Source organism: Cyanobium sp. ULC065 (assembly GCF_977927515.1).
On sequence record NZ_OZ376393.1, the window covers coordinates 582,058 to 608,822 of the forward strand.

General features: G+C 64.5%; 17 protein-coding genes. 10 read left to right on the forward strand and 7 right to left on the reverse strand.

Annotation, left to right across the window (positions count from 1 at the left end):
• Positions 1-25: 25 nt before the first annotated feature.
• Positions 26-154, reverse strand: a complete 129-nt coding sequence (locus ACXMDP_RS02735) for a hypothetical protein (RefSeq protein WP_255100248.1) — start codon at positions 152-154, stop codon at positions 26-28.
• A gap of 9 nt (positions 155-163) precedes the next feature.
• The gene (locus tag ACXMDP_RS02740; RefSeq protein WP_259728743.1) at positions 164-706 is read right to left on the reverse strand and encodes a SprT family zinc-dependent metalloprotease; all 543 of its coding nucleotides are present in this window, start codon (positions 704-706) and stop codon (positions 164-166) included.
• An 82-nt stretch (positions 707-788) separates the two neighbouring features.
• Between ACXMDP_RS02740 and ACXMDP_RS02745 the strand changes: the two genes are divergently transcribed.
• The 5 genes from ACXMDP_RS02745 (at position 789) to ACXMDP_RS02765 (ending at position 8,879) form a co-directional block, all read left to right on the forward strand.
• Positions 789-1,211 (forward strand): hypothetical protein, encoded by a 423-nt coding sequence (locus tag ACXMDP_RS02745; protein ID WP_094512234.1) that lies wholly within the window; start codon positions 789-791, stop codon positions 1,209-1,211.
• 37 nt (positions 1,212-1,248) lie between these two features.
• The gene (ligA, locus tag ACXMDP_RS02750) at positions 1,249-3,366 is read left to right on the forward strand and encodes an NAD-dependent DNA ligase LigA (RefSeq protein WP_255100245.1); all 2,118 of its coding nucleotides are present in this window, start codon (positions 1,249-1,251) and stop codon (positions 3,364-3,366) included.
• Between the two features lie 763 nt (positions 3,367-4,129).
• The gene (locus ACXMDP_RS02755) at positions 4,130-6,547 is read left to right on the forward strand and encodes a T3SS effector HopA1 family protein (protein ID WP_259728742.1); all 2,418 of its coding nucleotides are present in this window, start codon (positions 4,130-4,132) and stop codon (positions 6,545-6,547) included.
• A 195-nt stretch (positions 6,548-6,742) separates the two neighbouring features.
• Positions 6,743-7,438, forward strand: a complete 696-nt coding sequence (locus ACXMDP_RS02760) for a winged helix-turn-helix domain-containing protein (protein WP_457767052.1) — start codon at positions 6,743-6,745, stop codon at positions 7,436-7,438.
• A 19-nt stretch (positions 7,439-7,457) separates the two neighbouring features.
• Positions 7,458-8,879 carry a sensor histidine kinase gene (locus ACXMDP_RS02765; RefSeq protein ID WP_457767053.1) on the forward strand — a complete coding sequence of 474 codons (1,422 nt, stop codon included), beginning with the start codon at positions 7,458-7,460 and terminating at the stop codon, positions 8,877-8,879.
• A gap of 229 nt (positions 8,880-9,108) precedes the next feature.
• Here the strand turns inward: ACXMDP_RS02765 and ACXMDP_RS02770 are convergent, their stop codons facing one another.
• Together ACXMDP_RS02770 and ACXMDP_RS02775 are read right to left on the reverse strand one after the other, a co-directional pair.
• Complete coding sequence (locus ACXMDP_RS02770; protein ID WP_259728739.1) at positions 9,109-10,341, reverse strand: RNA polymerase sigma factor; 1,233 nt, start codon at positions 10,339-10,341, stop codon at positions 9,109-9,111.
• A complete protein-coding gene (locus ACXMDP_RS02775) occupies positions 10,342-10,683 on the reverse strand; it encodes a YciI family protein (RefSeq protein WP_094512211.1) in 342 nt (113 codons plus the stop codon).
• Positions 10,684-10,842: 159 nt separating this feature from the next.
• Here ACXMDP_RS02775 and mscL point away from each other — a divergent pair, with 159 nt between their 5' ends.
• Together mscL and corA (ACXMDP_RS02785) are read left to right on the forward strand one after the other, a co-directional pair.
• Positions 10,843-11,235 (forward strand): large conductance mechanosensitive channel protein MscL, encoded by a 393-nt coding sequence (gene mscL / locus ACXMDP_RS02780; protein ID WP_259728738.1) that lies wholly within the window; start codon positions 10,843-10,845, stop codon positions 11,233-11,235.
• Between the two features lie 52 nt (positions 11,236-11,287).
• Complete coding sequence (gene corA / locus ACXMDP_RS02785; protein WP_457767054.1) at positions 11,288-12,133, forward strand: magnesium/cobalt transporter CorA; 846 nt, start codon at positions 11,288-11,290, stop codon at positions 12,131-12,133.
• Positions 12,134-12,309: 176 nt separating this feature from the next.
• Here corA (ACXMDP_RS02785) and mgtA read toward each other — a convergent pair whose 3' ends face one another.
• Entirely contained in the window at positions 12,310-14,970 is a 2,661-nt protein-coding gene (mgtA, locus tag ACXMDP_RS02790) for a magnesium-translocating P-type ATPase (RefSeq protein ID WP_457767055.1), read from the reverse strand.
• Positions 14,971-15,206: 236 nt separating this feature from the next.
• Here mgtA and ACXMDP_RS02795 point away from each other — a divergent pair, with 236 nt between their 5' ends.
• The 3 genes from ACXMDP_RS02795 to corA (ACXMDP_RS02805) all read left to right on the forward strand — a co-directional run bounded on the left by ACXMDP_RS02795 (position 15,207) and on the right by corA (ACXMDP_RS02805) (position 20,213).
• Entirely contained in the window at positions 15,207-16,931 is a 1,725-nt protein-coding gene (locus ACXMDP_RS02795; protein ID WP_457767056.1) for an ABC transporter permease, read from the forward strand.
• Complete coding sequence (locus tag ACXMDP_RS02800) at positions 16,928-18,253, forward strand: ABC transporter ATP-binding protein (protein WP_457767057.1); 1,326 nt, start codon at positions 16,928-16,930, stop codon at positions 18,251-18,253. Before ACXMDP_RS02795 ends, ACXMDP_RS02800 begins: the two co-directional genes overlap by 4 nt.
• Positions 18,254-19,109: 856 nt before the next feature.
• Positions 19,110-20,213 (forward strand): magnesium/cobalt transporter CorA, encoded by a 1,104-nt coding sequence (corA, locus tag ACXMDP_RS02805; RefSeq protein ID WP_457767058.1) that lies wholly within the window; start codon positions 19,110-19,112, stop codon positions 20,211-20,213.
• A 256-nt stretch (positions 20,214-20,469) separates the two neighbouring features.
• Here the strand turns inward: corA (ACXMDP_RS02805) and ACXMDP_RS02810 are convergent, their stop codons facing one another.
• The gene (locus ACXMDP_RS02810) at positions 20,470-23,814 is read right to left on the reverse strand and encodes a choice-of-anchor I family protein (protein ID WP_457767059.1); all 3,345 of its coding nucleotides are present in this window, start codon (positions 23,812-23,814) and stop codon (positions 20,470-20,472) included.
• 75 nt (positions 23,815-23,889) lie between these two features.
• The gene (locus ACXMDP_RS02815; protein ID WP_259730141.1) at positions 23,890-26,757 is read right to left on the reverse strand and encodes a valine--tRNA ligase; all 2,868 of its coding nucleotides are present in this window, start codon (positions 26,755-26,757) and stop codon (positions 23,890-23,892) included.
• Between the last annotated feature and the right edge of the window lie 8 nt (positions 26,758-26,765).

Below are 26,765 nucleotides of genomic sequence, written 5' to 3' on the forward strand. Positions count from 1 at the left end.
CCCTGAGAACCGTTTCGCCTTGACCCTAACGGCTGAGGCGCAGGGCCCAGCGGCGTCGCAGCCAGCGTTCGCGGCCCAGGCCCACCACGGCGATCGCCAGGCCGCCGCACTGCAGCACCCCCAGGAACAGTTCCATGCCAAGGGCTCGATCCATCGGCGAACCCTAGGCGCCACCGGGTTCGAACAGGAGCTGGCAGCTGGCATGCCACTGGCCGCCGTGCAGCCGGTCGCAGCAGAGGCGGCAGGCCACGCCCCGCACCCGCCGCCGATAGGGCGCCGTGACACCGCAGCTGGGGCAGCGGGCGATCCAGCGCACCGCACTGACCGGCAGCGGGTAAGAGTGGCGCAGGCTCACCTCGAACGCCGACTGGGCGGCGTTGATGCTGGCCATGCGGGCACGGAAGTGGGGGCCGTGCACCTCGCGCACCCCCAGCACCCGGTCGATCCAGGCGTGGATCATCTCGTGGCAGAGGGTGCCCAGCGTGGCTTCACGGGGCAGCGGTTCGAGCACCGGCCGCGACAGCACGATCTCGCACAGGGGTGTGCCGTCGCGCTGCCGGCCGCTGCGGTAGAGCCCGGCGGTGCGGTTCATGCGGCCATCGCTCCAGCGCACCGCCACCAGGCTGCGGCCCTGCGGCGCCAGGGTGCCGTCGAAGTGCTCCCGGTTGAGGCGGTGGAACAGCGGAAGCAAGGACTCCAGGGGCATGCCGCTTCAGGGCGTTGGCACCAGCCAGGCAGTCTGGCGGGGCCGTCGGTCAGACTCCAGGCTCAGGATGCGCGCTTTCGCCATGGATTGGGGTCTGGCACAGACGATCGGCACCAAGGCCCTGTTGGCCGGTGCCGGCGCCCTGCTTCTCTACTGGACCTACACGGCCGTGAAGCTGGTGATCAGCGCCCGCGGCATCAACCCGCTGCTCAAGCAGTTCTTCACCCAGGTGGCCTCGGGCCAGATCGATGGCGCCTATCTGCTCACCACCAAGAACTATCGCTCCCATGTGAACCGGCAGCAGTTCATCCGTTTCCTGGCGGGTCTGCAGCTCAACAAGTACCGCAACCTCAAATCCGGCCGGCCCCGCATCCAGGACGGCCAGATCATCCTCACGGTGAAGCTGAAGTCGGAGGCAAAGGAGGAACTGCCGCTTGATTTCACCTTCGTGAAGGTGGAGGAAGCCTGGCGGGTGGATCGCATCAACAGACTCGCCGCTGCCTGACGCTCCATCCCGCCGCTCCTTGCCAGCGCCGCCTCCCATGCCCGACGCATCGCCTGAGGATCGGGCCGAGGAATTGCGCCGCCTGCTGCAGCGCGCGGCGCACGCCTACTACGTGCTGGATGCCCCGGAGCTGGAGGACCCGGTCTATGACCGGCTCTATCGCGAGCTGCTGGAGCTGGAGGCCGCCCACCCCGAACTGGTGCGTCCCGATAGCCCCACGCAGAGGGTGGGCGGCGCTCCCGCCGAAGGCTTTCGCACGGTGGAGCACCGCGTCGGACTGCTCAGCCTCGACAACGCCTTCGGCTTGGAGGACCTGGAGGCCTGGTATGGCCGCCTGCTGCGCGCGATCGATCGCTTGCCCGAGGTCGGTGCACCGCTGCCCGCCCTGCCGATGGTGGGCGAGCTCAAGATCGACGGCAACGCCCTCGCTCTCAGCTACGCCAACGGGGTGCTGGTGCGGGCCGCCACCCGCGGTGACGGGGCGTGGGGCGAGGAGATCACCGCCAACGTGCGCACGATCCAGAGCGTGCCGCTGCGGCTGCAGCTGGATCACCCCCCGGCCTGGGTGGAGGTGCGCGGTGAGGCCTTCATCCCCGACGCCACCTTCAGCGCCATCAATACCGAGCGCGAAGCCCGCGGCGAACCGCCGTTCGCCAACCCCCGCAATGCCTGCGCGGGCACCCTGCGGCAGCTCGATCCGAAGGTGGTGGCCGCCCGGCGTCTCGATTTCTTCGCCTACACCCTCCATCTCCCTGAGGAGTGGGATCCGGTCGGCGCCGGCGGGACCAGTGATCCAGCGAGGCCCACCAGCCAGTGGGCCTCGCTGGAGTGGCTGCACTCCGCCGGCTTCCGGGTCAATCCCAATGCCGAACTCCTGCCCGACCTGGCCGCGGTGGAGGGTTTCTTCAGCGCCTGGGAGGAGACACGGCGCTCCCTGCCCTACGCCACCGACGGGGTGGTGGTGAAGCTCAACGACCTGCGACTCCAGGCCGAGGCCGGCTTCACCCAGAAGGCGCCGCGCTGGGCGATCGCCCTCAAGTACGCCGCCGAGGAGGCCCCCAGCCGGCTGCTGCGCCTGGTGGCCCAGGTGGGCCGCACCGGAGTCGTGACGCCGGTGGCGGAGTTCGAGCCGGTGGCGCTCGCCGGCACCAGCGTGAGCCGCGCCACCCTCCATAACGCCGACCGGCTGGCCGAGCTCGATCTCCACGCCGGCGACACGATCGTGGTGCGCAAGGCGGGTGAGATCATCCCAGAGGTGGTGCGGGTGCTGGTCGAACTGCGGCCGGCAGGGGCAACGCCGCTGGCCCTGCCCCAGGCCTGCCCGGAGTGCGGCTCGGAGCTGGTGCGCGAGACGGGGGAGGCGGCCACGCGCTGCGTCAACAGCAGCTGCCCGGCGATCCTGCGCGGCTCGCTGCGCCACTGGGTGAGCAAGGCGGCCCTTGACGTGGATGGCCTCGGCAGCAAGCTGATCGAGCAGCTGGTGGACCGGGGGCTGGTGCGCTCGATCGCCGATCTCTACAGGCTCGACGCCGCGCTGCTGGCCAGCCTGGAGCGGATGGGGGAGAAGTCGGCGTCGAATCTGGCGGCGGCGCTGGAGGCCTCCAAGGCCAAGCCTTGGCATCGCCAGCTTTATGGCCTTGGGATTCACCACGTCGGCGAGGTGAACTCCAAGGCGCTGGCCAGGGTGTTCCCCTCGGCCGCCACTCTCGCCACGGCGGCATTCGAGGCCCCGGAGGCGATCACCGCAGTCCATGGCATCGGCGTCGAGATCGTTCAGTCGCTGCAGCAGTGGTTTGCCATCCCCGCGAACGAGCGCCTGCTCAACGACCTGGCGCAGCTGGGTCTGACGCTGGCCAGCACCGGCGCCGTTCCTGACGGAGGCGGCAGGTCCCAGTCCCAGCCTCTAGCGGGGAAGACGCTGGTGCTCACTGGCACGTTGCCCAGCCTGACCCGGCACCGTGCCCAGGAGCTGATCGAGGCCGCCGGTGGCAAGGTGACAGGCTCGGTGAGCCGGAAGACGAGCTTCGTGGTGGCTGGCGAGGAGGCGGGAAGCAAGCTCGGCAAGGCCGAGAGCCTGGGTGTGGCCGTGATCGACGAAGCGGGTCTGCAGGCCCTGCTCGCTGCAGAGCCACCACGGTCCTCCGAGTCGGACTGAGCGTCTCACCGGTCTCCTCAAGCCTTCGGGGCAGGCGACAGGCGCGTCAGCAGCTTCGCTGCGACGGTCAGGGCCGTTGCTGTGCGTGACCAGGCTGGCAGGCGCACCGCCCTCCGCTGGACAGGGCTGATGACGCCACAACCTCGGTGACGACGGGGGACGTTCTCACCCTGTGCCGACATAAGAGTTTTCTTGCCAATTTCCTTCCGTCCTCTTACCGCCGAACTTTTACTGTTCATTCAGTTCAGCCATTCAAGCTGAACAGGTGGACAGATGGCTCGTCTGTTAACTGTACGGCTAATCATGCAGTACAGGCAGAGGCGTCGACTGACCATCATTATCCCCGTCCCAAATTCTAACCAGTCAAAGGAGAACACCATGGCAACTGAATCTTCGACCAATGCAGCCCTGTTGGGCCTGAATCTGCTTTCAGGGGCAGATAGCTTCCTCACTGATCTCACCCCAGAGGATGAGGCCTCCATTTCAGGTGGTAATGGCAGGCGCCGTCGCAGCCGCCGCAGCCGCGCCAGCCGTCCCAGCCGCGTCAGCCGTGTAACCCGCGGGAGCGGATTGTCCTGACGTTCCCCTAGACCGATGATCCAGGGCTTGCAACCCCTGTTGGGGAAGCCGACAGTGGCGCATCCCTGAGAACAACTTTGGGACCTGTCGAGGTTTCGAGATTGTCAAGCGGCATTCTCGAAACCTCGACTTGGAGCAAGTCTCAGTCCATGGTGGAAGTGCTTGGAATGATGAATGCCTGACGATGCCTCTACGCCTGGAATCTTCTACCATCCTTGATTACTTGGTTCAGCAAGGCCTTTGCGGCCCTGATGATGAAGTGCTGAGTGTCAAGGCACTCCCTGGCAAAAATCTCAATCTTCTGGTGCAGATCTCCACAGGCGGCAGCCACCACGGGATGACAACCAGCCTATTGGTCAAGCAAGCACCGTTTCGTGATAAGGAAGGACCTAAGCAGAGTTTTCTCGAAGAGTGGCGCATCTATCAATTGCTTGATACCGATGATCAGCTCCGCGAGCTGCAACCCATCATGTCTGAAGGGGTGAATTATGATGCCACAAATGGCATCCTGGTTCTCCGATTTGTAGAAGGATATTGGGATCTTGGCAAGTTCTACGCGGGCGCCCAGCAGTTTCCCGCGCACATCGCCACCGCACTCGGAACCGGCCTGGCCACGCTTCACCGGGCAACATTTCAACGTCAGGACTATCAGCTTCAACTCGCTCCGGAATGCACCCGTATGGAGGGAGACAGGGGCGACGGGCCTGACTTCTTCAGTGAATTGGAGAATCTGACGCCTGATCTCTTTCGGCGAGTGTCGCTGGATGGCCTCATGTTCTATAAGCTTTACCAGCGCTCTGCCCACCTTTCGGAAGCGCTCTCTCGTCTGCAAGCAGACTACACACCATGTTGCCTGATTCATAACGACCTCAAGTTTGGAAACATCCTGGTTCACCAGGATTGGCCTCGGTGGGAGCCCTCACCCCTGCCCACCTCCATGGCGGCTCTGCACCTCTCTGATCAGCAAGGAGTCATCCGGGTAATTGATTGGGAGCAGTGGGCATGGGGCGATCCGGCATTCGATGTAGGGGCGATTATCACTGAGTATCTGAGAGTCTGGCTTCAGAGTCTCGCCCTCAGCAGGGATATTGATCTTGCTGTCTCGCTGCAATTGGCGGCAGTGCCTTTGCAGACACTTCAACCCTCACTGGCCGCCTTGATCAAGGCCTATCTGGCACAGTTCCCTGCAATTCTTGAGGTTTTTCCTGACTTTCAGGAACGGGTGCTGCGGTTTGCTGGTCTGGGGTTGATCGAGGTGATTCAGGAACGGTTGTTTTACCGAGAGCCATTTGGCAATCTGGAGATTTCCATATTGCAGGTTGCAAGGTCGCTGTTGTGTCATCCTGAAGCCGCCATGTCAACGGTGTTTGGTGACCTCGACTCGCACTGCTCAGGCATCGAGCTTCCAGATTCCCCTCCTAGTGAGATGGTGCACGTTGACTTCAGCAAAACCCATTGCACCAACAGCCATCCAGCTTCGCACTCAGAGGTGTTCTTGCCCCGTTGGCTGCAGCACTATTCCCTCGATGCAGCGCTGACCGATTTGACTGAGAATGTTCGTATCGATCCTCCTCTGATTGAACATCCGTCTTACGCACTGCTCGATGTCACTCAAATGCGAGGCAGTGCTGCCTCTGAAACGGAGGCAGAACGGTACAATGATTTGCCAGATGAGCTAAAGCAGGCGGATCTATTGCGTCAGCTCAGGAATTATCTGCATGACATCTACTTCAGCGGGGAGCAAGAATTGCGATTGTCAACACCTACGCTGAAAAGAGAGTACAAGAACAGCACCTATGCAGGCTTGGATCTTGATTTGATTGGCCAGATCCAGGCGGCCAATAGCGGCACAGGGTGCGTCGACCCCAACTGGGTCGTGACCAGAGTGGAGGGAAGCCGTTACCAGGTTCAGAAAGATGGTCTGCATCTTTGGATTGATCCCACTGCCGATCTGGCGTTGGGGTCGCCAGAGGGATCTGTTGGCACTCGATTGTCCTTGCGTCTGCCCAATTCTTCTTTTGTTGGGGAGTACTACATGGCGGTCGGCAATGGTGGACAACCTGCCACTGATCAAGTTTCTTTTCACCTCTTCTTCCATGTCACCGTGGAGGGGGCGATCCTGCTGATGGAAATCTTGAGCTGCGAGCTCAATCGCGAATCCTGTCCATTTACCTTGAAGGTCCTCACCGAGCCTTTGTCCTATGGGCGCTTTGATGCTGCAATTCTGACTCTGGAATCCAGGCACTATGTGAATCTAAGGGCCGTCTTGCAGCATCTCTACCCCAGGCTCCGCCCTCACTTACATGATCCGATCCCCCTCTTCACCGCGCCACTTGCCCCTGGCATCGGACTCGCCGAAGCCCCTGGAGATGCACAAGGTTTTGGCCTGGGCCGCTGCCAGATCCTGGCGCGGGCACTGCTGGCTGCTGAGCCCTTCCCCAAGCCTCGGCAGTGGGCCATACAGCAACACTTCGCTGAGCACAGTCTGGATTGGCAGCGTCCCCATCTCAATCCGGGATCCCGTGCTTCCTATCCACCATTGGATCTCTGTGACTGTGGTGAGGTGGCCGCTGCGAGCGATGCTCTGTGCCACCCTCACTGACCCCATCACGCTCTCACGGCCTTCCACTGGAAAGTGGCCCAGGCTTTGTGTCGTGGAAGCTCTGGAGATCAGGCTGCAGTGCCGTTTCTACGCTGTGGACAGCATGAATGATCATCTCGCGGCGGTACCATGACGGTTAGCCCATGCCCGCCTTTCTATTGCCATGACTCAGTGGAGGTTCTTTGCCGATCTGCTATGCGCGTGTTAGTAGTTGAAGACGATGCAGGTATCTCCAGGTTCATCCATCAAGGGCTGGGGGAAGCGGGGTACGCCGTTGATCTTGCCTTGAATGGCCGCGATGGCGTGAACTATGCAATGGCAGCTGATTACGATGCTGTTGTTCTCGACGTCATGCTTCCTGTACTGGACGGCCTGAGCGTCCTTAGGGAGCTGCGCAGACAGGGATTAAAAACCCCAGTTCTGTTGTTGACGGCGTTGGACACCGTCCAGGATCGTGTGCTGGGTTTGGATGCTGGCGCAGATGATTATTTGGTCAAGCCGTTTGACTTCACGGAGCTGCTGGCCCGGTTGCGAGCTCTATTGAGGCGGCCTCCCCTTCAGACAGACGTGTTGCTCAGGGTGGGGAGTCTTGAGATGGATACCGCCCAACGGGTGGTGAAGCGTGGCAATCGGCTCATTGATCTGAGTCCGCGGGAGTTTTCTCTCTTGGAGTACTTGATGCGTCACTCCAACCAGGTGTTGAGTCGGACGCAGATTGCCCAGCACGTCTGGAACTTTGACTATTATGGAGACTTCAAGGTTATTGATGTCTATATTGGCTATCTCCGGCGAAAGCTTGATCAGAATGAGCCATTCTCTTTGATTCAGACGGTTAGAGGAGTGGGTTACTGCATCAGGGCTGATGGTGAGGCTCCGCTTTCCCACCCATAGCCCCAACGTTTAAACCGCCATGAAGCTTTGGAAACCCTGGCAAAATCTCAGGTTTCGCCTGGTCGCCTGGTACAGCCTTCTGGCGGGTCTATCTATGCTGGGCTCCGATCGCTTGATCTATCACGAGTTTCAGCGAACGCTGCTTGAGCAGGTTGATGGCGCCTTGAAGGTGAATGCCATTCAAGCCTTGAAGTCCCTTGATGACGAAGTTAACACCTTGTTGTTCGATCCACGTAAGGATGCGCCGATCATTGCGTCCTTATTGAGTGATGCTGGCGTTGTGATTCTGTTGATTGGGAATGATGGCGCTGTGATGGAGCGTTTCGGCGATTCGTCCATGCTTCCGGCTCACCAAGTAGTAAAACCTGGCTTTGAGACCGTGCTGACTGGGGAAGGGCGCTGGCGAACGTATACGAAGGAAATCCTTACAAGTCGTGGAAGGCCATCGGGATGGCTGAAGGTGGCTCGCTCTCTTCAGCCCATTGACACCACCTTGCAGAACCTCTCGAATCGCTATCTGCCCAAGCTTCCTATTCTTCTTGGAGTGGTGGGGTTGGGAGGTTACTTCCTTGCGAGCCGTGCGCTTAAGCCGGTTGTGCAGATTACGCAGATATCGAAGCAGATCAGAGTTAGCGGAAACCTGGCTCAGCGCATTCATTACCGTGGAACTTCTAATGATGAACTGGCTCGCCTGGCCATGATGTTTGATGAGATGATGGATTCACTGCAGTCGGCTTTTGAGTTCGAAAGGCGGTTTCTGATGGACGCTTCTCATGAGCTTCGAACCCCGCTGACGGCTCTTAAGGGCCGGCTGCAAGTGACGTTGCGTCAACCCCGCACCGTCGCGGACTATCAAGAATCTCTCCACTTGATTGATCATGATGTTGATCGTCTGATTCGTCTTAGCAGCGATCTTCTGCTGCTATCTCGGCTGGAACAGGGCCACCGGTATGCTGATCAGGATCTCATTGACTTGAGCGATCTGCTGGCTGCAGTTGCTGTGCAGGCTCAACCTTTGGCTGATCTTGCGGGCCTTTCTTTCCGCACATTCATCGTCCCCAATCTGTTGATCCAAGGCAGTCCAGATCATCTGATTCGTCTCTTTCTTAATCTTGTTGATAATGCCATTAAGTATACACCTGCTCCGGGCCGCGTCAGCGTGGTTGCTGTCATTCAGCAAAGCCGCATTCGTGTTGACATCAGTGACACTGGGGTTGGAATCGCGCCAGAACATCTACCCCATCTGTTTGAGCGTTTCTATCGTGTCGAGAAGTCGCGCTCGCGTGCGACGGGTGGCACAGGCCTCGGGTTGTCCATCGCCCAGGAAATTGTCCATCACCATCACGGCACGATCACAGTCCAAAGCCAACCTGGCCATGGCACCAACTTCACGGTCAGTTTTCCCCTCGACGTCAAACGGGATGGTTTGGCATCAGCCTGATGAATGACCTCGGCGGTTCGCTGGATCTGTCGATCCAGATGCATCCCTCGCCTTCCAGTCGGCCCGATGGGATGCAATGGCTGCGGCAAGCTGGTGTGGGACGCCGAGGTGGTCTACTGGCGCCCCAGCACTTCCTTCGGTCGCTGCTTCCTGCCATTGGTGCCGCATGGCGGCCGGGGCCTGGCCGCCGGAATGGCAGGCGGCACGCCTGCTTCCGCGTCTCGTGGGGCTACGGGCAGCGCCCTCGCAGGAAGGCCAGGGCCGCTGGGTCCGTGGTGAGGGCGATGGCCCGCCCATAGCTCTCCCGCGCCTCGGGCCAGCGGCCGAGCCGGGTGAGCAGCTCGGCCCGCAGCGCCCACCAGGGTTGATAGGCGGCAGCGGCGGGCACGGCGGCGCCGAGCGCTTCCAGTGGTTCCAGCCCTGCGGCCGGACCGCGCAGCTCGGCCAGCACCGCCAGCCGGCTCACCTGCGCCCCCACGCTGGGGGCCAGGCGGACCAGGCCGTCATAGAGGTGCAACAGCGCCGGCCAGTCGACCCGGCCGTGCACGGCCCGCTGGGCATGCACCGACTGGATCGCCGCCTCCAGCTGGAAACGCCCCATCCGCCCCTGGGCCGCCGCCTGCCGCAGCTCCGCCTCGGCCTCCGCCTGCAGCGGCCGCGACCAGAGACGCATGTCCTGCTCCTGGAGCGGAACGTAGGCGCCGTGGCGGTCGCGCCGGGCCGGACGGCGTGCCTGGGCATGCAGCAGCAGCGACAGCAGCCCCCGCCCCTCCGGTTCCTGCGGCAGCAGCTCAACGCAGAGCCGCGCCAGCTGGACGGCTTCCTGGGCGAGCCCGTCGCTGCCGCCCGCTGTGCCGGGTTCCTCCCAGCCCGTGCCGAAGGCTGCGTAGATCGCCTGATGCACCGCCGCCGCCCGTGCCGGCAGGGCGTCGGTGGGGGGCAGCACGAAGGGAATGCGGGCCTCCCGGATCTTCGCCTTGGCACGCACCAGCCGTTGCCCCATGGCGGCGGGAGCCACCAGGAAGGCGGCCCCGATGCGGGCGGCATTGAGGCCCAGCACCGTCTGCAGCATCAGCGGCGCCTGGATGGCCGGATCGATGGCGGGGTGAGCGCAGAGAAACAGCAGCCGCAGGCGGTCGTCGGGAATGGCCGCCGCTTCGCCCGCGCCGGCACTCGGATCGGTGGGCATGGTGAACGCCTCCTCGAGGAGGAGGGGCAGCAGGCGCTCCTGGGTGCGGGTCCGCCGGTGGCCATCGAGCCAGCGCCGCCGGGCGCTGACCAGCAACCAGGCCTCCGGACTGCGGGGCACCCCCTGGCGGGGCCAGTCGGCCAGGGCCGCCAGGAAGGCCTCGCTCAGGGCGTCCTCCGCCGCGGCGGGATCGCCGCAGCGGGCCGTGAGCCAGGCCACCAGCTTCCCGTAGGAGCGGCGGGCGGCCTGCTCGGCGCTGCGCCCCGCCTCCACTCAGCTCCCCTCCATGGCCAGCACGGGCCGCACCTCCACGGCGCAGCGGCCGGCGGCAGGACAGCGGGCCGCCCAGGCCAGGGCGGCATCGAGATCGGGCACATCGATCAGGAAGAAGCCGCCCAGCTGCTCCTTGGTGTCGGGGAAGGGACCGTCCTGCACCTGGGCGGTGCCGCCCTGCAGCCGCACGGTGGTGGCGGTGTGGGTGGGATGGAGGCATTCGCCACCGCGATGGGCGCCGGCCTCCGCCAACGCCTGGGCGTAGGCGGCATAGGCGGGCATCAGGCTGGGGCGATCGGCGACATCCTGCTCGGTTTCGTAGATGAGGACCGCGTAGTTCATGGGAAGCGTGGAGAAGGGGATGGCCCCGGGTCGGGGTTCACCTCCATGACGGACGGTGGCGCCCCATTTCGACAGGTTGGGATGGGGTAGGGGGATGGGGCGGATGGGTGGTCCGCTGGCTTCACACGTAGGTTGTCGGACACCTTCCGCTGTTCCGTGATGGCCCCGCGCCGCTCCAGTTTCCTGGCCGATTTCCAGGCCTTCATCAACAAGGGCAATGTGGTCGACCTCGCCGTGGCGGTGGTGATCGGTGGCGCCTTCGGCAAGGTGGTGGACGCGGTGGTGAGCCTGGTGATGGGCAGCCTGCTCACCCCTGCCCTGAAGGCGGCCAACGTCGATTCGATCAATTCGTGGCCCGCCGGCGCCGTGATCGTGGCGTTGATCAACTTCATCGTGATCGCCTTCGTGGTGTTCCTGATCGTCAAGGCCATCGAGGCCACCAAGCGCAAGGAGGAGGCCAAGGCCGAGGCGGCCGCTGTCCCCGATGTGCAGGCCCAGCTGGCCTCAGCGGTGACCCGCCTGGCGGACGCGCTCGATCGCAAGGGGCTGTGAGCCGGAACGAGCCCGTTCCCGTTGGGCACGATCGATTCACTGGCCATTGCTGATGTTGGAGGGCTATGCCCTGCACATACCTGAGATGGCGGAGCGCTTCCCCCATCTCAATGCCAACACCTCGCAACGGCCGAAGTGGGAGGAGTTCGATGGCTATGCCTTCCTGGCGATGAAGATGCTCGACGACGCTGGAGCCGACCGGGGGGTGACGGTCGAGCACGTGAGCTTGATCCTCGGTCCCACCTGGGTGCTCTCGTTCCTGGAGGACGAGGGTGATGTGTTCGAAAGTGTGCGCCAGCGGCTGCGCACGGCCAGCGGTCGCGTGCGCACGATGCCGGCCGACTACCTGGCCTTCTGCCTGATGGACGCTGTGGTGGACCACTACTTCCTGGCAGTGGAGCGGATCGGCGAGGGGGTGGAACTGATCGATGAGCAGGTGATCAGCCATCCCGATCCAGGCGACATCAAGAAGATCCACCGCCTCAAACAGCAGATGCTCACCTTGCGACGTGCCGTGTGGCCGCTGCGGGAGGTGGTGGGGGCGATCGTACGCAGCGAATCGGATCTGCTGGGCAAACGCACCAAAGTGTTCTGGCGCGATCTCTACGACCACACCGTGCAGGTGATCGACATGGTGGAGACCTCACGCGATTCCCTGGCCAGCCTGCATGACACCTACCTCTCCAGCCTCAGCAACCGCATGAATGAGGTGATGAAGGTGCTCACCGTGATCTCCACGATCTTCATCCCCCTCACCTTCCTTGCTGGTGTGTACGGCATGAACTTCGAGCACATGCCCGAGCTCAAGTGGAAAGAGGGCTATTTCGTGGTCTGGGCGGTGATGGTGTCGACCGGTGTGCTGCTGCTCCTGTATTTCCGGAAGCGCCGCTGGATCTGAGCAAGCGCCGCTTGCTCTGAGCGAAGCCCAGCCAAGCCTCACCCCAGCTCATCCCGCCAGATCGGCCAGCCGCTCCCGAGCCAGGCCCGCCTGGGCTTCGGCTTCGGCCAGGTTGGCCTGGTGACGTGACCCCCATCCGTGATCCAAAGGCAGTGAGAGTTGATGGTGACCTTGGATCAGCTGTAGCCGAATCGGTGCACGTACCGGGTTTTGACCAGCTGAGTGAGGAGGCAGTAGCCGAGCAGGATGGCCGCCAGCCAGGCGTAGAACACGAGGGGCAAATGCACCATCCCCAGCGCCGAACCGATCGGTGTGTAGGGAATTGCGATGCCGGTGGCCATCACCACGACCGTGGCTGCAGCCATGACAGGTGCGGGGTTGCTTTCCAGGAAGGGGATGTGACGGGTGCGGATGATGTAGACGATCAGGGTCTGGGTCATCAGGCTCTCGACGAACCAGCCGGTCTGGAACAGGGCCTGGCTGTCCACCGTATTGGCGGAGAAGATAAACCACATCAGGGCAAACGTCGCATAGTCGAAGAGGGAGCTCACGGGCCCGATGAACACCATGAAACTTCGGATGTCGTTCAACCTCCACTGACGCGGAACCTCCAGATAGTCTCGATCGACATGATCGAAGGGAATGCCGGTTTGAGAGAAGTCGTAGAGCAGGTTGTTCAGCAGGATCTGCACCGGCAGCATTGGCAGGAAAGGCAGCAGGATGCTTGCCCCGAGCATGCTGAACATGTTGCCGAACGCCGAGCTGGTGCCCATCTTGATGTACTTGGTGATGTTGCCAAAGGTGCGGCGCCCTTCCATCACACCGGCATTCAGCACCAATAAGCTCTTATCCAGCAGCACGATGTCGGCCGATTCCTTGGCGATGTCCACCGCCGTGTCCACTGAAAAACCGATGTCGGCTTCGCGCAGGGCGGCGGCGTCATTGATGCCGTCGCCCATGAACCCCACCACATGACCTCGGTCGCGCAGCGACTTGATGATCCGTGATTTCTGCAGCGGCGAGAGCTTGGCGAAGATCGTCGTCGCCTCCACCCGTTCGCCCAGCGTGGCCTCATCCATGACTTCGATCTCCTGCCCCAGCAGCACCTCCTCCACAGCCAGGTCCACGTCTTTGCAGGTTTTGCGGGCGATCACCGGGTTGTCGCCGGTGAGCACCTTCACGGCTACCCCACCACGCTTGAGATCGCGAATTGCCTGGGCGGCTGAATCCTTGGGGGGATCGAGGAAGGCCACCAGCCCAACAAAGGTGAGATCACACTCGTCCGCAGGGGCGTAGGGCTCCTGCTGCAGTGGCACCTCCTTGTACGCCACGGCGATCACCCGCAGGCCATCGTTGTTGAGAGCTTCGCCCAGGCTCAGCACCTGCTGGCGGCTGGCCTCGTCAATCGGGCCGATGGTCGGCCCATCCTTCAAGGTGCCGCACACCATCAGGATCTCCTCAATGGCCCCCTTGCAGATCAGTTCGTGGTGGTGGTTCTGCTCCTCAACCACCACCGACATCCGGCGCCGCTGGAAATCGAAGGGGATCTCATCGATCTTCGCGAAGTTCCTTTCCACCTTCAGCGCATGATGGAGTTCGGCATGCTTGAGCACCGCCACATCCAGCAGGCTCTTGAGCCCCGTCTGGTAAAAGCTGTTGAGATAGGCAAGTTCCAAAACCTCCTCGGATTCCCTGCCGCGAAAATCGAAGTTTTTTTCCAGCACGATGCGGTCCTGGGTGAGGGTGCCGGTCTTGTCGGTGCAGAGGATGTCCATCGCGCCGAGGTTCTGAATCGCGTCGATGTTCTTGACAATCACTTTCTGCTTCGCCATCGCGAGGGCGCCGCGGGAAAGGTTGGCTGTGATGATCATCGGCAGCATCTCCGGCGTCAGCCCCACGGCTACTGAGAGCGCGAACAGGAAGGCTTCGCCCCAGTTGCCCTTGCTGATGCCATTGATCAGGAACACGGCGGGAGCCATCACCACCATGAAGCGCACCAGTAGCAGGCTCACATCGCTGATGCCCCGATCGAAGCTGGTGCGGCTGCGTACGCCGGTCAGCGACCTGGCCAGCGTTCCCAGGCAGGTGCGATCGCCCGTCTCCACCACCACCGCCGTGGCGGTGCCGCTGATCACGTTGGTGCCCAGGAAGCAGAGGTTCTCCAGCTCCAGGGGCTCCCGGATCTCCAGCTGGTGGGGCGGCAGCAGGCTGTGCTTCTCCACCGGCAGGGATTCCCCGGTCAGGGCGGCCTGGCTGACGAACAGGTTCTTGGCGCTCAGCAGTCGCACATCCGCGGGGATCATGTCTCCGGCGGCGAGCACCACCACATCCCCGGGCACGAGCCGGTCGATCGGCTCCTCCAGATGCCCCGGCACATCGCCGCTCAGGTGCAGGCCAAGGTCGGCGGCCAGGCCAGCGGTGATGTCCTTTCGGGCATCGCGCCGTTTGACCGTGGCGGTGGTGTGCACCAACCGGCGCAGGGATTCCGCCGCCCGCAGCGATCGGTACTCCTGCGAAAAACGCAGCAGCACGCTGAAGAGAATCATGGTGGTGATAATCACCGCAGCCTTGCTGTCCCCCGTGAGCAGGGACAGGGCCGCCAGGGAGGCCAGGAGCACCACCAGCGGATTCCTGAAGGTCTTGAACAGCTGCGCTCCCCAGGACAGGGGCTTTTCATGGGCGATCTGATTGGGGCCAACCTTGGCCAGGCGAAGTTGCGCCTGCAGATCGCTCAGACCTTCGGTGCTGGTGTTCAGCCGAATGAGCAGTGCATCGGTGCTCTCCCTGGCGGCGCGCAGCAACTGTTCCGTGGCCGATTCGATCCGGAAAGTTTCCACGGATCCTGACCCTGACCCTGGAGCCAAAGCGGGATGGGGACGCCTGAAGGGCCAGCCCACTCGAAGCACCATGGTCAACCGGCCCTGTGGGTGGGGTGTACAGGCGTGATCCGCCTGTTCTCCTGAAAGCTACCGGCGGCCTTGTGGATCCACCGCCCGGAGGCCAAGTGGGGGCATTTGTGTTCGGTGCGACAGGGTATGACCCATACAGTTCGCTCTGCCCGAGGGTCTGGAGCATGAAGCCGCTGCCGTTGCCGGAAGGGTTGCGGCGTGCCCCCTTTGGTTTGCCCGATCTGGCGGTCATTCTCGGTGTGTTCACCCTGCTTGGTCTGATCGCCCATCTGGGTGCCGGAGCCATGGCGAGCTTCCGTCCGCCGGACGTCAGTCCGAGCATCTCCCTCGATCCCCGCAACCTCCCCGAGTACGCCGGCCGCTCGACCCTGCGCATGTTCATCGCGCTGGGCTGCTCCACCCTCTTCACCCTGATCTACGGCTCGATAGCGGCCCACAACCGCCGTGCCGAGCGACTGCTGGTGCCCTTGCTTGACATCCTCCAATCGGTGCCGGTGCTGGGATTTCTCTCGATCACCGTGACCGGCTTCATCGCTCTGTTCCCCGGCAGCCTCCTGGGCCTGGAGGCGGCGTCGATCTTCGCGATCTTCACCAGCCAGGTCTGGAACATGACCTTCTCCTTCTACCAATCCCTGCGCACGGTCCCGAAGGAACTGATCGAAGCCACCACCCTCTACCGCCTATCCCGCTGGCAGCGTTTCACCCGGCTCGAGGTGCCATCGGCGGCGATCCCGTTGCTCTGGAACGCCATGATGAGCTTCGGTGGCGGCTGGTTCTTCGTGGCGGCCAGCGAAGCCATCAGTGTTCTCAATCAGGAGTACACCCTGCCCGGCATCGGCTCCTACGTGGCAGCAGCCGTGGACGCCCAGGATCTTGCGGCCCTGGGGTGGGCCATCGCCACGATGGTGGTGGTGATCCTGCTCGTCGACCAGCTGTTCTGGCGCCCCTTGGTGGCCTGGTCCGACAAGTTCCGCCTGGAGCAGAGCAGCTCCGGTGATGCACCCCAGTCATGGGTGTACGACCTGCTCACCACGGCCCGCATCCCCAGCCTGCTGGCCCAGTCCTTCACCCCGGCCATCGAAGCGCTCGATCGGCTGATGTCAGCTCTGCTGGGGACGGTGGGCGATGACGCGGCCGAGCCGGAGCCGCCAGGGGGCGACCGGCTTTACAACCTGGCTCTGCTGCTGGGCATCGGGGCGCTGCTCACCTGGCTGGTGCACTTCGTGCTCGTCACCGTCGGGATCCCGGAGGTGGCCATCGCCTTCCGCCTCGGGATCTTCACCCTGCTGCGGGTCACGGTGCTGCTGCTGCTGGCCACCTTGATCTGGACGCCGATCGGGGTAGCGATCGGCTTCAACCCACGCCTGGCCCGGTTGCTGCAGCCGCTTGTTCAGCTCCTGGCCTCCTTCCCGGCCAACTTCATCTTCCCCTTCGCCACCGTCCTCTTCATCCGCAGTCACGTGAGCATCGACTGGGGCTCCATCCTGCTGATGGCGCTCGGGGCCCAGTGGTACATCCTGTTCAACTCGATCGCCGGTGCCCAGACGATTCCCTCCGACCTGCGGGAGATGGCAGATGACGTGGGCCTCAGCGGCATTCAGCGCTGGCGGAAACTGATCATCCCCGGCATTTTCTCGGCCTGGGTCACCGGCGGGGTGACCGCCAGCGGCGGGGCCTGGAACGCCAGCATCGTCTCTGAGGTGGTGAGCTGGGGCGGCACCACCCTCAAGGCCAACGGCCTCGGGGCCTATATCGCCCAGGCCACCAGCGAAGGCGACTGGCCCCGGATCGCCTTGGGGATCGGGATGATGAGCGTGTTCGTCGTCGGCATCAACCGGCTGCTCTGGAGACCCCTCTACGACCTGGCCGAACGCAAGTACCAGCTATGAGCCAGCCCCCCCTGTCTCTGATCAGCGTCAACAACGTCTCGAAGCGCTTCCCCCTGCCCGATGGCAAGGGGGAGTTCACCGTGCTCGATGGGGTCAGCCTCACGGTGCAGCCTGGAGAGGTGGTGGCCCTGCTGGGCCGCAGCGGCAGCGGCAAGAGCACCCTGCTGCGGATCATGTCGGGCCTGATCCGGCCGAGCCAGGGAGCCGTCGAAAGCAACGGCGAACCGCTGCGGGGGGCGAACCCCAACCTGGCCATGGTGTTTCAGAGCTTCGCGCTGCTGCCCTGGCTCACGGTGCAGGACAACGTGGAACTGGGGCTGGCCGCCCGCCATGTGGAGCGGAGCGAGCGCCGGGAGCGCGCCCTCAAGGCCATCGACATCGTCGGCCTCGATGGCTTCGAGAGTGCCTATCCCAAGGAGCTCTCCGGTGGGATGAAGCAACGGGTGGGTTTCGCCCGCGCCTTCGTACTGCAGCCCGAGGTGTTGTTCATGGACGAACCCTTCAGCGCCCTCGACGTGCTCACCGCCGAGAACCTGCGGGGTGAAATCGACGACCTCTGGAACGCCGGCACGTTCCCCTCCAAGAGCATCCTGATCGTCACCCACAACATCGAGGAGGCGGTCTATCTCGCCGACCGGGTGGTCATCCTCGGGTCCAAGCCCGGCAGGATCCGCGGTGAGCTTTCCATCAACCTGCCCCGTCCCCATGACCGCAGCCATCCGCGTTTCAAGGTCCTGGTGGATTACATCTATGCGGCCATGACCAATCCCGACATCGAGGTCAGCGGTGTGATCGATGGCGGTGGCCCCGAACCGTCAGCGGCGCGATCCACCGTCTCTCCCTTCGCGCGGCCTCTGCCCCATGTGCGAGTGGGGGGGATCAGCGGCCTGCTGGAGTTGATCGTCGAGAAGGGGGAGGAGATCGACGACATTCCCGTGCTCGCGGAGCGACTTCAGCTCTCCGTGGACGATCTCCTGCCCTTGCTGGATGCCGCCGCGATGCTCGGCTTCGCCCAGGTGGCCAACGGCGATGTCCGTCTCACCCCGATCGGCCGGGACTTCGCCACCACCACCATCTTGCGCAGCAAGGACCTGTTCCGCCAGCAGGCCATGGCGAACATCCCGGTGTTGAACGCCATCGTGCACACCCTCAGGGAGAAGACCAACGGTGCCATGCGCTCCGACTTCTTCATGGGAATCTGGGATGACTACTTCCCCATTGAGGAGGCCGAACGCCAGCTCGCCACCGCGGTGGACTGGGGCCGTTACGGCGAGCTGTTTGAGTACGACGCCAGCGAGGGACGTCTCCACCTTCCGAGCTGAGCCAAGCCCAACACAGGAACCTTGTCGACCAGGGGTGTCGCCGAGCTGACGCCGTATCCCCTTCAGGAGATCACCATGACGTCATGCTTGGCGCGATTGACATCGCGGCATCACCTCATCGCTGGGCAACTCGCGGGTGGTGATCTCCAGCCGGTGGCAGTCCCCCTCCCAGCGGGTCGGCCGAGACCGCAGCACCTGCCGGCCGTCTGTCAACCAACCTTCTCGCGGCGTCAAGGGCGCCCGGGGGCCGACAGGTGGACTCACGCTTCCGGCGCCCATCCCCGCTGCCGTACCAGGTCCTCTGTCCAATCCGGGCAGCGTGAAACGAGGTGATCCCCCTGGGCGATCAGTCCATGGTGCAGCTGGCAGGTGAGCAGTGGGATGCAGTTGGGTCCCGCATGGTGGCGAAACCAATGGCAGGTGAGGCACTCAGGGATCAGCCGGGCTCGTGAGCTGGAGCGTTCGCTTCTCACACAGCAAGCCGAGAAGGACGCCCGCACGTTTGCAGCTGGATCGCCGGTCTTGAAGGCCAAGGGCAGGGAGCTGATCGATCAGCTTGCCGATGATCCCTTGAATACCCACTACCGGCGAGGGCCCCAAAGGGCAGCAGCGCCAAGCCATCCGACCACATGCGGATGGTGGCGATGCTCGTGAATTCGGTCGTTGTGGTTCACCTGAAGCCGATCCAGCCGTAGGCGCAAGAGAGCCAGGGAATGCCCGAACGAGAGGGGACCCGCAACTCCAACTCAGTGCAGGCACCTGGGCCTAACCATCCACAACCTTCCTCAGAAGCAAGAAGCTGCCGCACGTGGGCGACAGCGGGCACAGAATCCCCTACCAGCAGCCCGGCAACAGGATGGTGAGCAGGAGCAGCAAGGGAACGAGCGGCAAGGGCAGGAGCAGCACGCTCAGCGGCTGCAGCGAATCTGCCTTCCAGGCGCCCGGCACCACGGTGTTCGTGGGCCGTCAGCGGCGCGAGCAGGCCAGCATTGACATCATCCGCTTCAGCGCCGAGACGATCCAGGAATGGCACCAGGCGGACATCGAAACCTGCAACGCCTGCCTCGCCGGTCCGACGATCAGCTGGATCAACGTGAACGGCATCCACGACACCGCTCTGATCGAGCAACTGGGCGATGCCTTCGATCTGCACCCCCTGACCCGCGAGGACATCGCCAACACCTCCCAACGGCCGAAGTGGGAGGAGTTCGATGGCTATGCCTTCCTGGCGATGAAGATGCTCGACGACGCTGGAGCCGACCGGGGGGTGACGGTCGAGCACGTGAGCTTGATCCTCGGTCCCACCTGGGTGCTCTCGTTCCTGGAGGACGAGGGTGATGTGTTCGAAAGTGTGCGCCAGCGGCTGCGCACGGCCAGCGGTCGCGTGCGCACGATGCCGGCCGACTACCTGGCCTTCTGCCTGATGGACGCTGTGGTGGACCACTACTTCCTGGCAGTGGAGCGGATCGGCGAGGGGGTGGAACTGATCGATGAGCAGGTGATCAGTCATCCCGATCCAGGCGACATCAAGAAGATTCACCGCCTCAAACAGCAGATGCTCACCTTGCGACGTGCCGTGTGGCCGCTGCGGGAGGTGGTGGGGGCGATCGTACGCAGCGAATCGGATCTGCTGGGCAAACGCACCAAAGTGTTCTGGCGCGATCTCTACGACCACACCGTGCAGGTGATCGACATGGTGGAGACCTCACGCGATTCCCTGGCCAGCCTGCATGACACCTACCTCTCCAGCCTCAGCAACCGCATGAATGAGGTGATGAAGGTGCTCACCGTGATCTCCACGATCTTCATCCCCCTCACCTTCCTTGCTGGTGTGTACGGCATGAACTTCGAGCACATGCCCGAGCTCAAGTGGAAAGAGGGCTATTTCGTGGTCTGGGCGGTGATGGTGTCGACCGGTGTGCTGCTGCTCCTGTATTTCCGGAAGCGCCGCTGGATCTGAGCCAGCGCCGCTTGCTCTGAGCGAAGCCCAGCCAAGCCTCACCCCAGCTCATCCCGCCAGATCGGCCAGCCGCTCCCGAGCCAGGCCCGCCTGGGCTTCGCCTTCCCCGGGCGGATCTGGGCTGGCATCCCTGGCCGCGGCCCCAGTGGCCGCGAACTGGATAGTCGGCGGGCTGTGGTGGCCCGCTTTGGGCCCCTGAAAAAAAAGGCCCCTCACAGGAGGGGCCGAGGGCTGGGCTCGCGACGGGCCGATGGGATCAGATCACCGGAGCGGTCTGGACGATCAGATCGATCTGGCCCCCTTCCACCAGGTAGCCGGAACCGTTGATGTTGCCTCCGCCCAGGCTGTGGGCCTGGACGTTGGCCAGGAAGACACTGCCGGGTGCGGCGCCGTAGATCGACGAGGCATCGATGATCCCCGAGGATTCCCAGTTGCCGACACCGCTGCTGCTGGGGTCTGTGACCACACCGGGTTGGCTCTGGCCGTAGGCCGTGGGGACGGCGGTGCGGTCGATCTGGGCCCACCGCTCCGAGGGCACGCCCGTGACCGGATCGACAGGCCCGCTGGGGTTCAGCTTCCAGATCGAGGCCTCCTGGGTGCCGAAGTTGCCGTTAGCGATGTCGAGTCCACCGCCGTTGGCCCGGTCCTCCTGCACATAGAGGGAGCCATCGGCGCTCCAGGTGAGGTTGTCGGGGTTACGCAGGCCCGTTGTGGGGTCAGCGAGGCGATCGGCGTCATAGATCACCCGCAGGCTGCTGGAACCGCTGCTGGCCAGGCGGCCATCGGCGTTGAAGGCATCGGCGAAGCTCAGGGTGTAGACGTTGCCGTACAGGTCGCCGCTGCTGAAGTCCTTCGTGCCCGTGGAGACGAAGGCCACCTGCTGTCCGTTGAGGGGGTTGACCTCCCCGTCCTCGATGCGGCTGAGCTGCAGGGCCCCGAGGTCGGTGGCCAGGGTGCGGATCTCGGCATCGGTGAGGTCGGCGTAGCTGGCCTTACCCGCCGGCTTCTCGATCTTGACCCAGCGGCCGGCCAGGGGAGCCCCAAGGGCCAGGGCCTTGAGGTCATCCGAATCAGGACCGGCGGTGGCGTCCACACCGGATTCCGCCAGGCCCGTGGGCACGAAGGTGTAGAGGGCGCCGTTGGCTTCCGCCAGGCCGTTGCGCTCCAGGTAGCCGCCGGCCGTCTTCTCGCCGACCCAGAGTCGCAGGGGAGCCTTGGCGTCATCGAGGAGCAGCACGGCGACCGTGTTGGCGTTGCCGGTGTCGATCAAGGTGGCGGATTCCCAGGTGCCCTTGCCGAAGGCATTCACCTGAATGAGGTCGTTGCTGGCCGTATCGAGGGCGTAGAAGGCGCCGCCGCCACCGCCGAACACCTCCTCACCGGTGAGGAAGATCCGATCAGCGAAACCACGGCCGGCGCCGAAGCTGTTGGCCTCCACCAGGTTGGCGGAGCAGAAGCGATCGAAGCCGTTGGTATCGGTGCCGATCACCTTGTCATAGGCGAGGCCACCGCTGAGGATCCGTGACTGGAAGCCGTTGGCGGCATTGTCGTCGGCATCAATGTCAACGATGAAGCGGCTGATGCGGGCACCGGTGACGGAGGAGTTCAGGCCTTCGACGGTGTAGGCGTAGCCCGCGCTGGCGCTGAGTTCGTGGTTGACGAGCAGGGTGTAGGTGCCATCGCCATTGCTGTAGGCGCCCTGTCCATCGAAGATGCCCGGCGGCACATAGACGCTGCTGCCCGGCGCGGTGCCGTTGGTGAACTCGCCGTTGGTGATCAGGCTGGAGATCGTCAGCTCCGCCCCACCGGCCACATCCTTGAGCATGGTGGAGGTGAAGCTGCCGGCGCCGGCCACCGGGGGCGCGGCGATCAGGGCCCCGAGATCGAGGATGTTCAAGGTGTTGGACACCTCGTTGGAGACCACCAGCAGGTCCCGCTTGGTGGGGCTGTCCTTCGCGTCGATCACGAGCAGGCCCTCGGGGGACACGCTGCCGGCCAGCACTCTGCTGGTGACGAAGCTGGCCTGGGCTGGGTCGGTGATGTCGAACACCGCCAGCAGGCTGCTGGTGGCGCGTTCGGCACTGACGATCGCGTAGGTGCGGCCGTTCAGCTTCGTGACCACGACACCTTCGGGCTCGACGCCCTTGTCGTCGCTGCGGGTGTCGTCGTAGACGCCGGCGGCGATGGCGATGGTCTGCAGGGTGTTGCCGCTGTCCCAGACGAGGGCACCGGTGGTGGCATCGAAGATGCTGACGCTGCGGCTGCCGAAGGCGGTGAAGGGAGCGGTGGTGTCTTCACTGAGAGTCTTGAGTCGACCCAGGCGCCGGGTTTCATCGAGGTAGAAGCCCGGGGTTCCGGCGGTGCCGTACTCGCGGCCGTCTCCCTCATTGGCGGTGATGAAGTAATCCTTGCCCCTGGTGCTGAAGGCGGCGATGCCGTCCGCCATCCTCAAGCCCACCACGGTGTTGCCGAGAACGGGGTTGATCAGGGGCGTTCCGGTGCTGCTGCCAGCGGGAGGGGGACCGTCCCGATCGCTGATGTCAACGAGCTGGGTGCTGAAGTCGACGCTGCCGAGGGCGAAGATCGCCTCGATCGTGTTGGTCCTGAGGTTGACCTTGGCGACGCCGTTGTTCTCCTGCAGGGTCACGTAGGCGGTGTTCCCCAGGATCGAGACGTACTCGGGCTCGATGTCGGTGGCCTGGGTGGTGCCGGCTGGGCCGGAGATGCGGATCCCGCTGGGCAGGGTCAACCCGGCGAAGCTCAGGTCCGTGTAGCTGAAGGTCTCCTTGCCGGGCCTGCCCTTGATGTCAATGATGCCGATGCTGCCGGGGCGGTCAATCGCGTAGTTCGCGATCGGCTCACCCTCGTTGGCGATCACCAGCTTCTTGCCGTCCTTGCTGAAGGCGATGCCATCGGGCAGGTAGCCCACCTCCACGTCCTTCACCAGGGTGAGGTTGCCGGATCTGTCGATCCGGTAGAAGCGCACAAGCCCCTTGCCGGCACTGGTGGCGTAGTCGTTGGGGGAGAGGGCGACTGCCACGAGGTCGTCGTAGGTCGCCACCGACTGGCTGATGTAAGCGCCGAGGGACACCCGCTGGAGCAAGCCCGGTGCCTGGGGGTTGCTGGCATCGGTGACCTGCAGGGTGCTGCCGCCACCGGAGGAGAGCAGGAAGAGCTTGCCGCCCAGCCTCACGTAGGCGGAGATTTCGGTCTGGAACTGCTCAGTTGGTGCGGCGCCTGGGGCCGGAGGCGTCGGCGAAAGGTTGATGCTGGCCAGAAGGGGATCGGCCGGTGCCGGGGGCCTGCCGCGCCCGCCACGCTCGCCGTCACGACCACGACTACTGCTGCTGCTACTGCTGCTACTGCTGCTACTGCTGAGGCGATCGTCATCGCCGACGTCATCCTGCACATCGTTGAAGCGGGGCTGCCGGGAGGAGGCGAACCCTGCCGGGGACTCGGCGGGAACCTTGGGCTCCTCCTGCGTCGGGAATGGCGTCAGGGAGGGAAGCTCCGGGCTGGAGGAGCGCTGGGAGTAGTCGGAATCCTCCAGGAAGGGGAACTCGGACCGGGTCGCGGCGGTAGACACGAACGTGATCGACAAGGAGATCCCTAGAACCCTCAGCCAGCCACGGCCCCAGCTCTTTAACGACGGCTTATGAGGGCATTAGCACGTGCATCAGGCGCCAAGATCCGCCAGTCGCTGCCGGGCCAGGGCCGCCTGGGCTTCGGCTTCGGCCAGGTTGGCCTGGCATTCGGCCACCACCTCCGGCGGCGCCTTGCCCGCGAAGTTGGGGTTGGCCAGGCGGCCGGCCAGGCCCTTGATCTCCTTCTCGGCCTTGGCGATGTCTTTCTCCAGCCGGCCGCGCAGGGCGTCGAGATCCACCAGGCCCTCGATCGGCAGCAGCACCTGCAGCTCGCCGCTCACTGCCGCCAGGCAGCGGGCGCTGGTGCTGGTTTCGCGCACCTCCACCGAGGCCGCCCGGGTGAGGGCGGTGATGTCGCCGCTGCCGGCGCGCAGCACGGCGGCCAGCTCAGGCCGGCCGGTGAGGAACACCACAGGCGCGGCCTGTGAGGGCTTGAGCCCGGCCACGGCGCGCAGGTTGCGCACCACCCGGATCGCTTCGATCAGCTCGGCGAACTGGGCTTCCAGGGCGGCGTCGAGAGCGGCGGCGTCCAGCGCCGGCCAGGCCTGCAGCGCCAGGAAGGTGCCCTCAGGGGCGCCGGTGAGCCCGTGCCAGAGCTCCTCGCTCAGGTGCGGCATGAGTGGGTGCAGCAGCACCAGCAGCTCGTTCAGCACCTTGGCCAGCACCTGGCGGGCCACGCGCTGATCCGCCAGCACCTCAGCGCTGAGCGGCTCGCCCTCAACGGCGGGGCGGGGGTTGAGCCGCCGCTTGAGCAGCTCGATCGTCCAGTCGCACACCTCGTTCCAGGCGAACTCGTAGAGGCCCTTGGCGGCCTCGCCCAGGGCGTAGCTGCCGTAGCGCTCTGCCGTTTCGCCGTTCACCCGCGCCAGCCGCGACAGGATCCAGCGGTCGGCCAGGGTCAACGCGGCCGGATCGGGTTCCCCCAGGCTGGCGGGCGTTTCGCCGCCCAGGTTGATCAGGGCGAAGCGGGTGGCGTTCCAGAGCTTGTTGGCGAAGTTGCGCGCCCCTTCCACCGTGGCCGAGTTGCCGCTGGCGCGGTCGTAGTCGAGGCGGATGTCCTGGCCGGCGCCGGCCACTTCGCGCACCAGGGCGAAGCGCAGGGCATCGGCGCCGTAGCGCTCGATCAGCGGCAGCGGATCGATGCCGTTGCCGGCGCTCTTGCTCATCTTGCGGTTGTTCTCATCCCGCACCAGGCCGTGAATCATCACGTCGCGGAAGGGGATCCAGGTGTCGCGGCCGCCCACCGGCACGCCGTCGTCCTGCAGGAAGGCGCCGGCCAGCATCGTCATGCGCGCCACCCAGAAAAAGATGATGTCGAAGCCGGTCACCAGCACGCTGGTGGGATACCAGGTGGCCAGATCGGCGGCGTTCGCATCGGGCCAGCCCAGGGTGGAGAAGGGCCAGAGGCCGCTGGAGAACCAGGTGTCGAGAACGTCGGGGTCTTGCTCCAGCTGCAGCGCGCGGCCCGCCGCCTGGCTGGCGGCGCCGAACTGCGCTTCCGCCTTGGCCAAGGCCTCCTCGGCGTCGCGGGCCACCACATACGGGGTGGCGTCGCTGATCACGCCGCCGGTTTCACTCACCACGAACCAGGCGGGAATGCGGTGGCCCCACCAGAGCTGGCGGCTGATGCACCAGTCGCGGATGTCGGTGAGCCAGTCGCGGTAGACCTTCTCCCAGCGCTGCGGCACGAAGCGGGGTTCGCCCTGATCGAGCGCTGCGCGGCAGCGGGCGGCCAGCGGCTCGGCCCGCGCAAACCACTGGGTGGAGAGCAGCGGCTCCACCGGCACCTTGCCCCGGTCGGAGAAGGGCACGCTGTGGCGGTGCGGCTCCACCTTCACCAGGAACCCTTCCGCCTCCATCGCCGCCACCACCGCCGCGCGCGCCTCGAAGCGATCCAGCCCGGCGAAGCGGCCGGCGGCGGCGTTCATCGAGCCGTCCTTGGCCATCACCGTGATCAGCGGCAGGCCGTGGCGGGCGCCGATCGCGAAGTCGTTGGGGTCGTGGGCAGGGGTCACCTTGACGCAACCGGTGCCGAAGGCCGGATCCACGTGCTCATCAGCCACGATCGGGATCTGACGGCCCACCAGCGGCAGGGTGATCGTGCGGCCCACCAGGGCGGCGTAGCGGGGGTCGGTGGGGTGCACGGCCACGCCGGTGTCGCCCAGCAGGGTTTCGGGACGGGTGGTGGCCACCACCAGATGATCCAGGCCGGCGGCGTCAACTGCTGCGCCATCGTTGAGCGGGTAGCGGAAGTGCCAGAGGTGGCCGTCGAGCTCCTTCATCTCCACCTCCAGATCGCTCACCGCCGATCCCGAGGCCGGGCACCAGTTCACCAGGTATTCGCCCCGGTAGATCAGCCCCTGCTCGTGCAGCCTCACGAAGGCTTCCACCACGGCTTTGTTGAGGCCGGGATCGAGCGTGAAGCGCTCGCGCCGCCAATCCACCGAATAGCCGAGCCGCCGCAGCTGGCCCACGATCGTGCCGCCGCTCTCGGCCTTCCAGGCCCAGGCGCGCTCAAGGAATGCGTCGCGGCCCAAATCGTCCTTGCTGCCGCCTTCCGCCTTGATCTGCTTCTCCAGGATCGACTGCACCGCGATCGAGGCGTGGTCGGTGCCGGGCAGGCACAGCACGTTCTTGCCCTGGAGGCGCTGAAAGCGCACGACCGTGTCGATCAGGGCCGTCTCGAAGCCGTGGCCCATGTGCAGGCTGCCGGTCACGTTCGGCGGCGGGATCACCACCGAAAACGGCTCGCCGGGGGCGTAGGGGTCGGGGTGAAAGGCGCCCGCCGCCTCCCAGGCCGCCTGCCAGCGGGCTTCCGTGCCGCTCGGGTCGTAGGTCTTGGGCAGGGCCTCGGCGGCAGCGGCGCCATCAGGGCTGGGGGCGGCGGAGGCCTCGGTCACAGCTGGGG

Bases quoted from the DNA above. Each gene is read 5' to 3' on its own strand.
- ACXMDP_RS02735 (WP_255100248.1), bottom strand. From the start codon at position 154: ATGGATCGAGCCCTTGGCATGGAACTGTTCCTGGGGGTGCTGCAGTGC.
- ACXMDP_RS02740 (WP_259728743.1), bottom strand. From the start codon at position 706: ATGCCCCTGGAGTCCTTGCTTCCGCTGTTCCACCGCCTCAACCGGGAG.
- ACXMDP_RS02745 (WP_094512234.1), top strand. From the start codon at position 789: ATGGATTGGGGTCTGGCACAGACGATCGGCACCAAGGCCCTGTTGGCC.
- ligA (WP_255100245.1), top strand. From the start codon at position 1,249: ATGCCCGACGCATCGCCTGAGGATCGGGCCGAGGAATTGCGCCGCCTG.
- ACXMDP_RS02755 (WP_259728742.1), top strand. From the start codon at position 4,130: ATGCCTCTACGCCTGGAATCTTCTACCATCCTTGATTACTTGGTTCAG.
- ACXMDP_RS02760 (WP_457767052.1), top strand. From the start codon at position 6,743: ATGCGCGTGTTAGTAGTTGAAGACGATGCAGGTATCTCCAGGTTCATC.
- ACXMDP_RS02765 (WP_457767053.1), top strand. From the start codon at position 7,458: ATGAAGCTTTGGAAACCCTGGCAAAATCTCAGGTTTCGCCTGGTCGCC.
- ACXMDP_RS02775 (WP_094512211.1), bottom strand. From the start codon at position 10,683: ATGAACTACGCGGTCCTCATCTACGAAACCGAGCAGGATGTCGCCGAT.
- mscL (WP_259728738.1), top strand. From the start codon at position 10,843: ATGGCCCCGCGCCGCTCCAGTTTCCTGGCCGATTTCCAGGCCTTCATC.
- corA (WP_457767054.1), top strand. From the start codon at position 11,288: ATGTTGGAGGGCTATGCCCTGCACATACCTGAGATGGCGGAGCGCTTC.
- ACXMDP_RS02795 (WP_457767056.1), top strand. From the start codon at position 15,207: ATGAAGCCGCTGCCGTTGCCGGAAGGGTTGCGGCGTGCCCCCTTTGGT.
- ACXMDP_RS02800 (WP_457767057.1), top strand. From the start codon at position 16,928: ATGAGCCAGCCCCCCCTGTCTCTGATCAGCGTCAACAACGTCTCGAAG.
- corA (WP_457767058.1), top strand. From the start codon at position 19,110: ATGGTGAGCAGGAGCAGCAAGGGAACGAGCGGCAAGGGCAGGAGCAGC.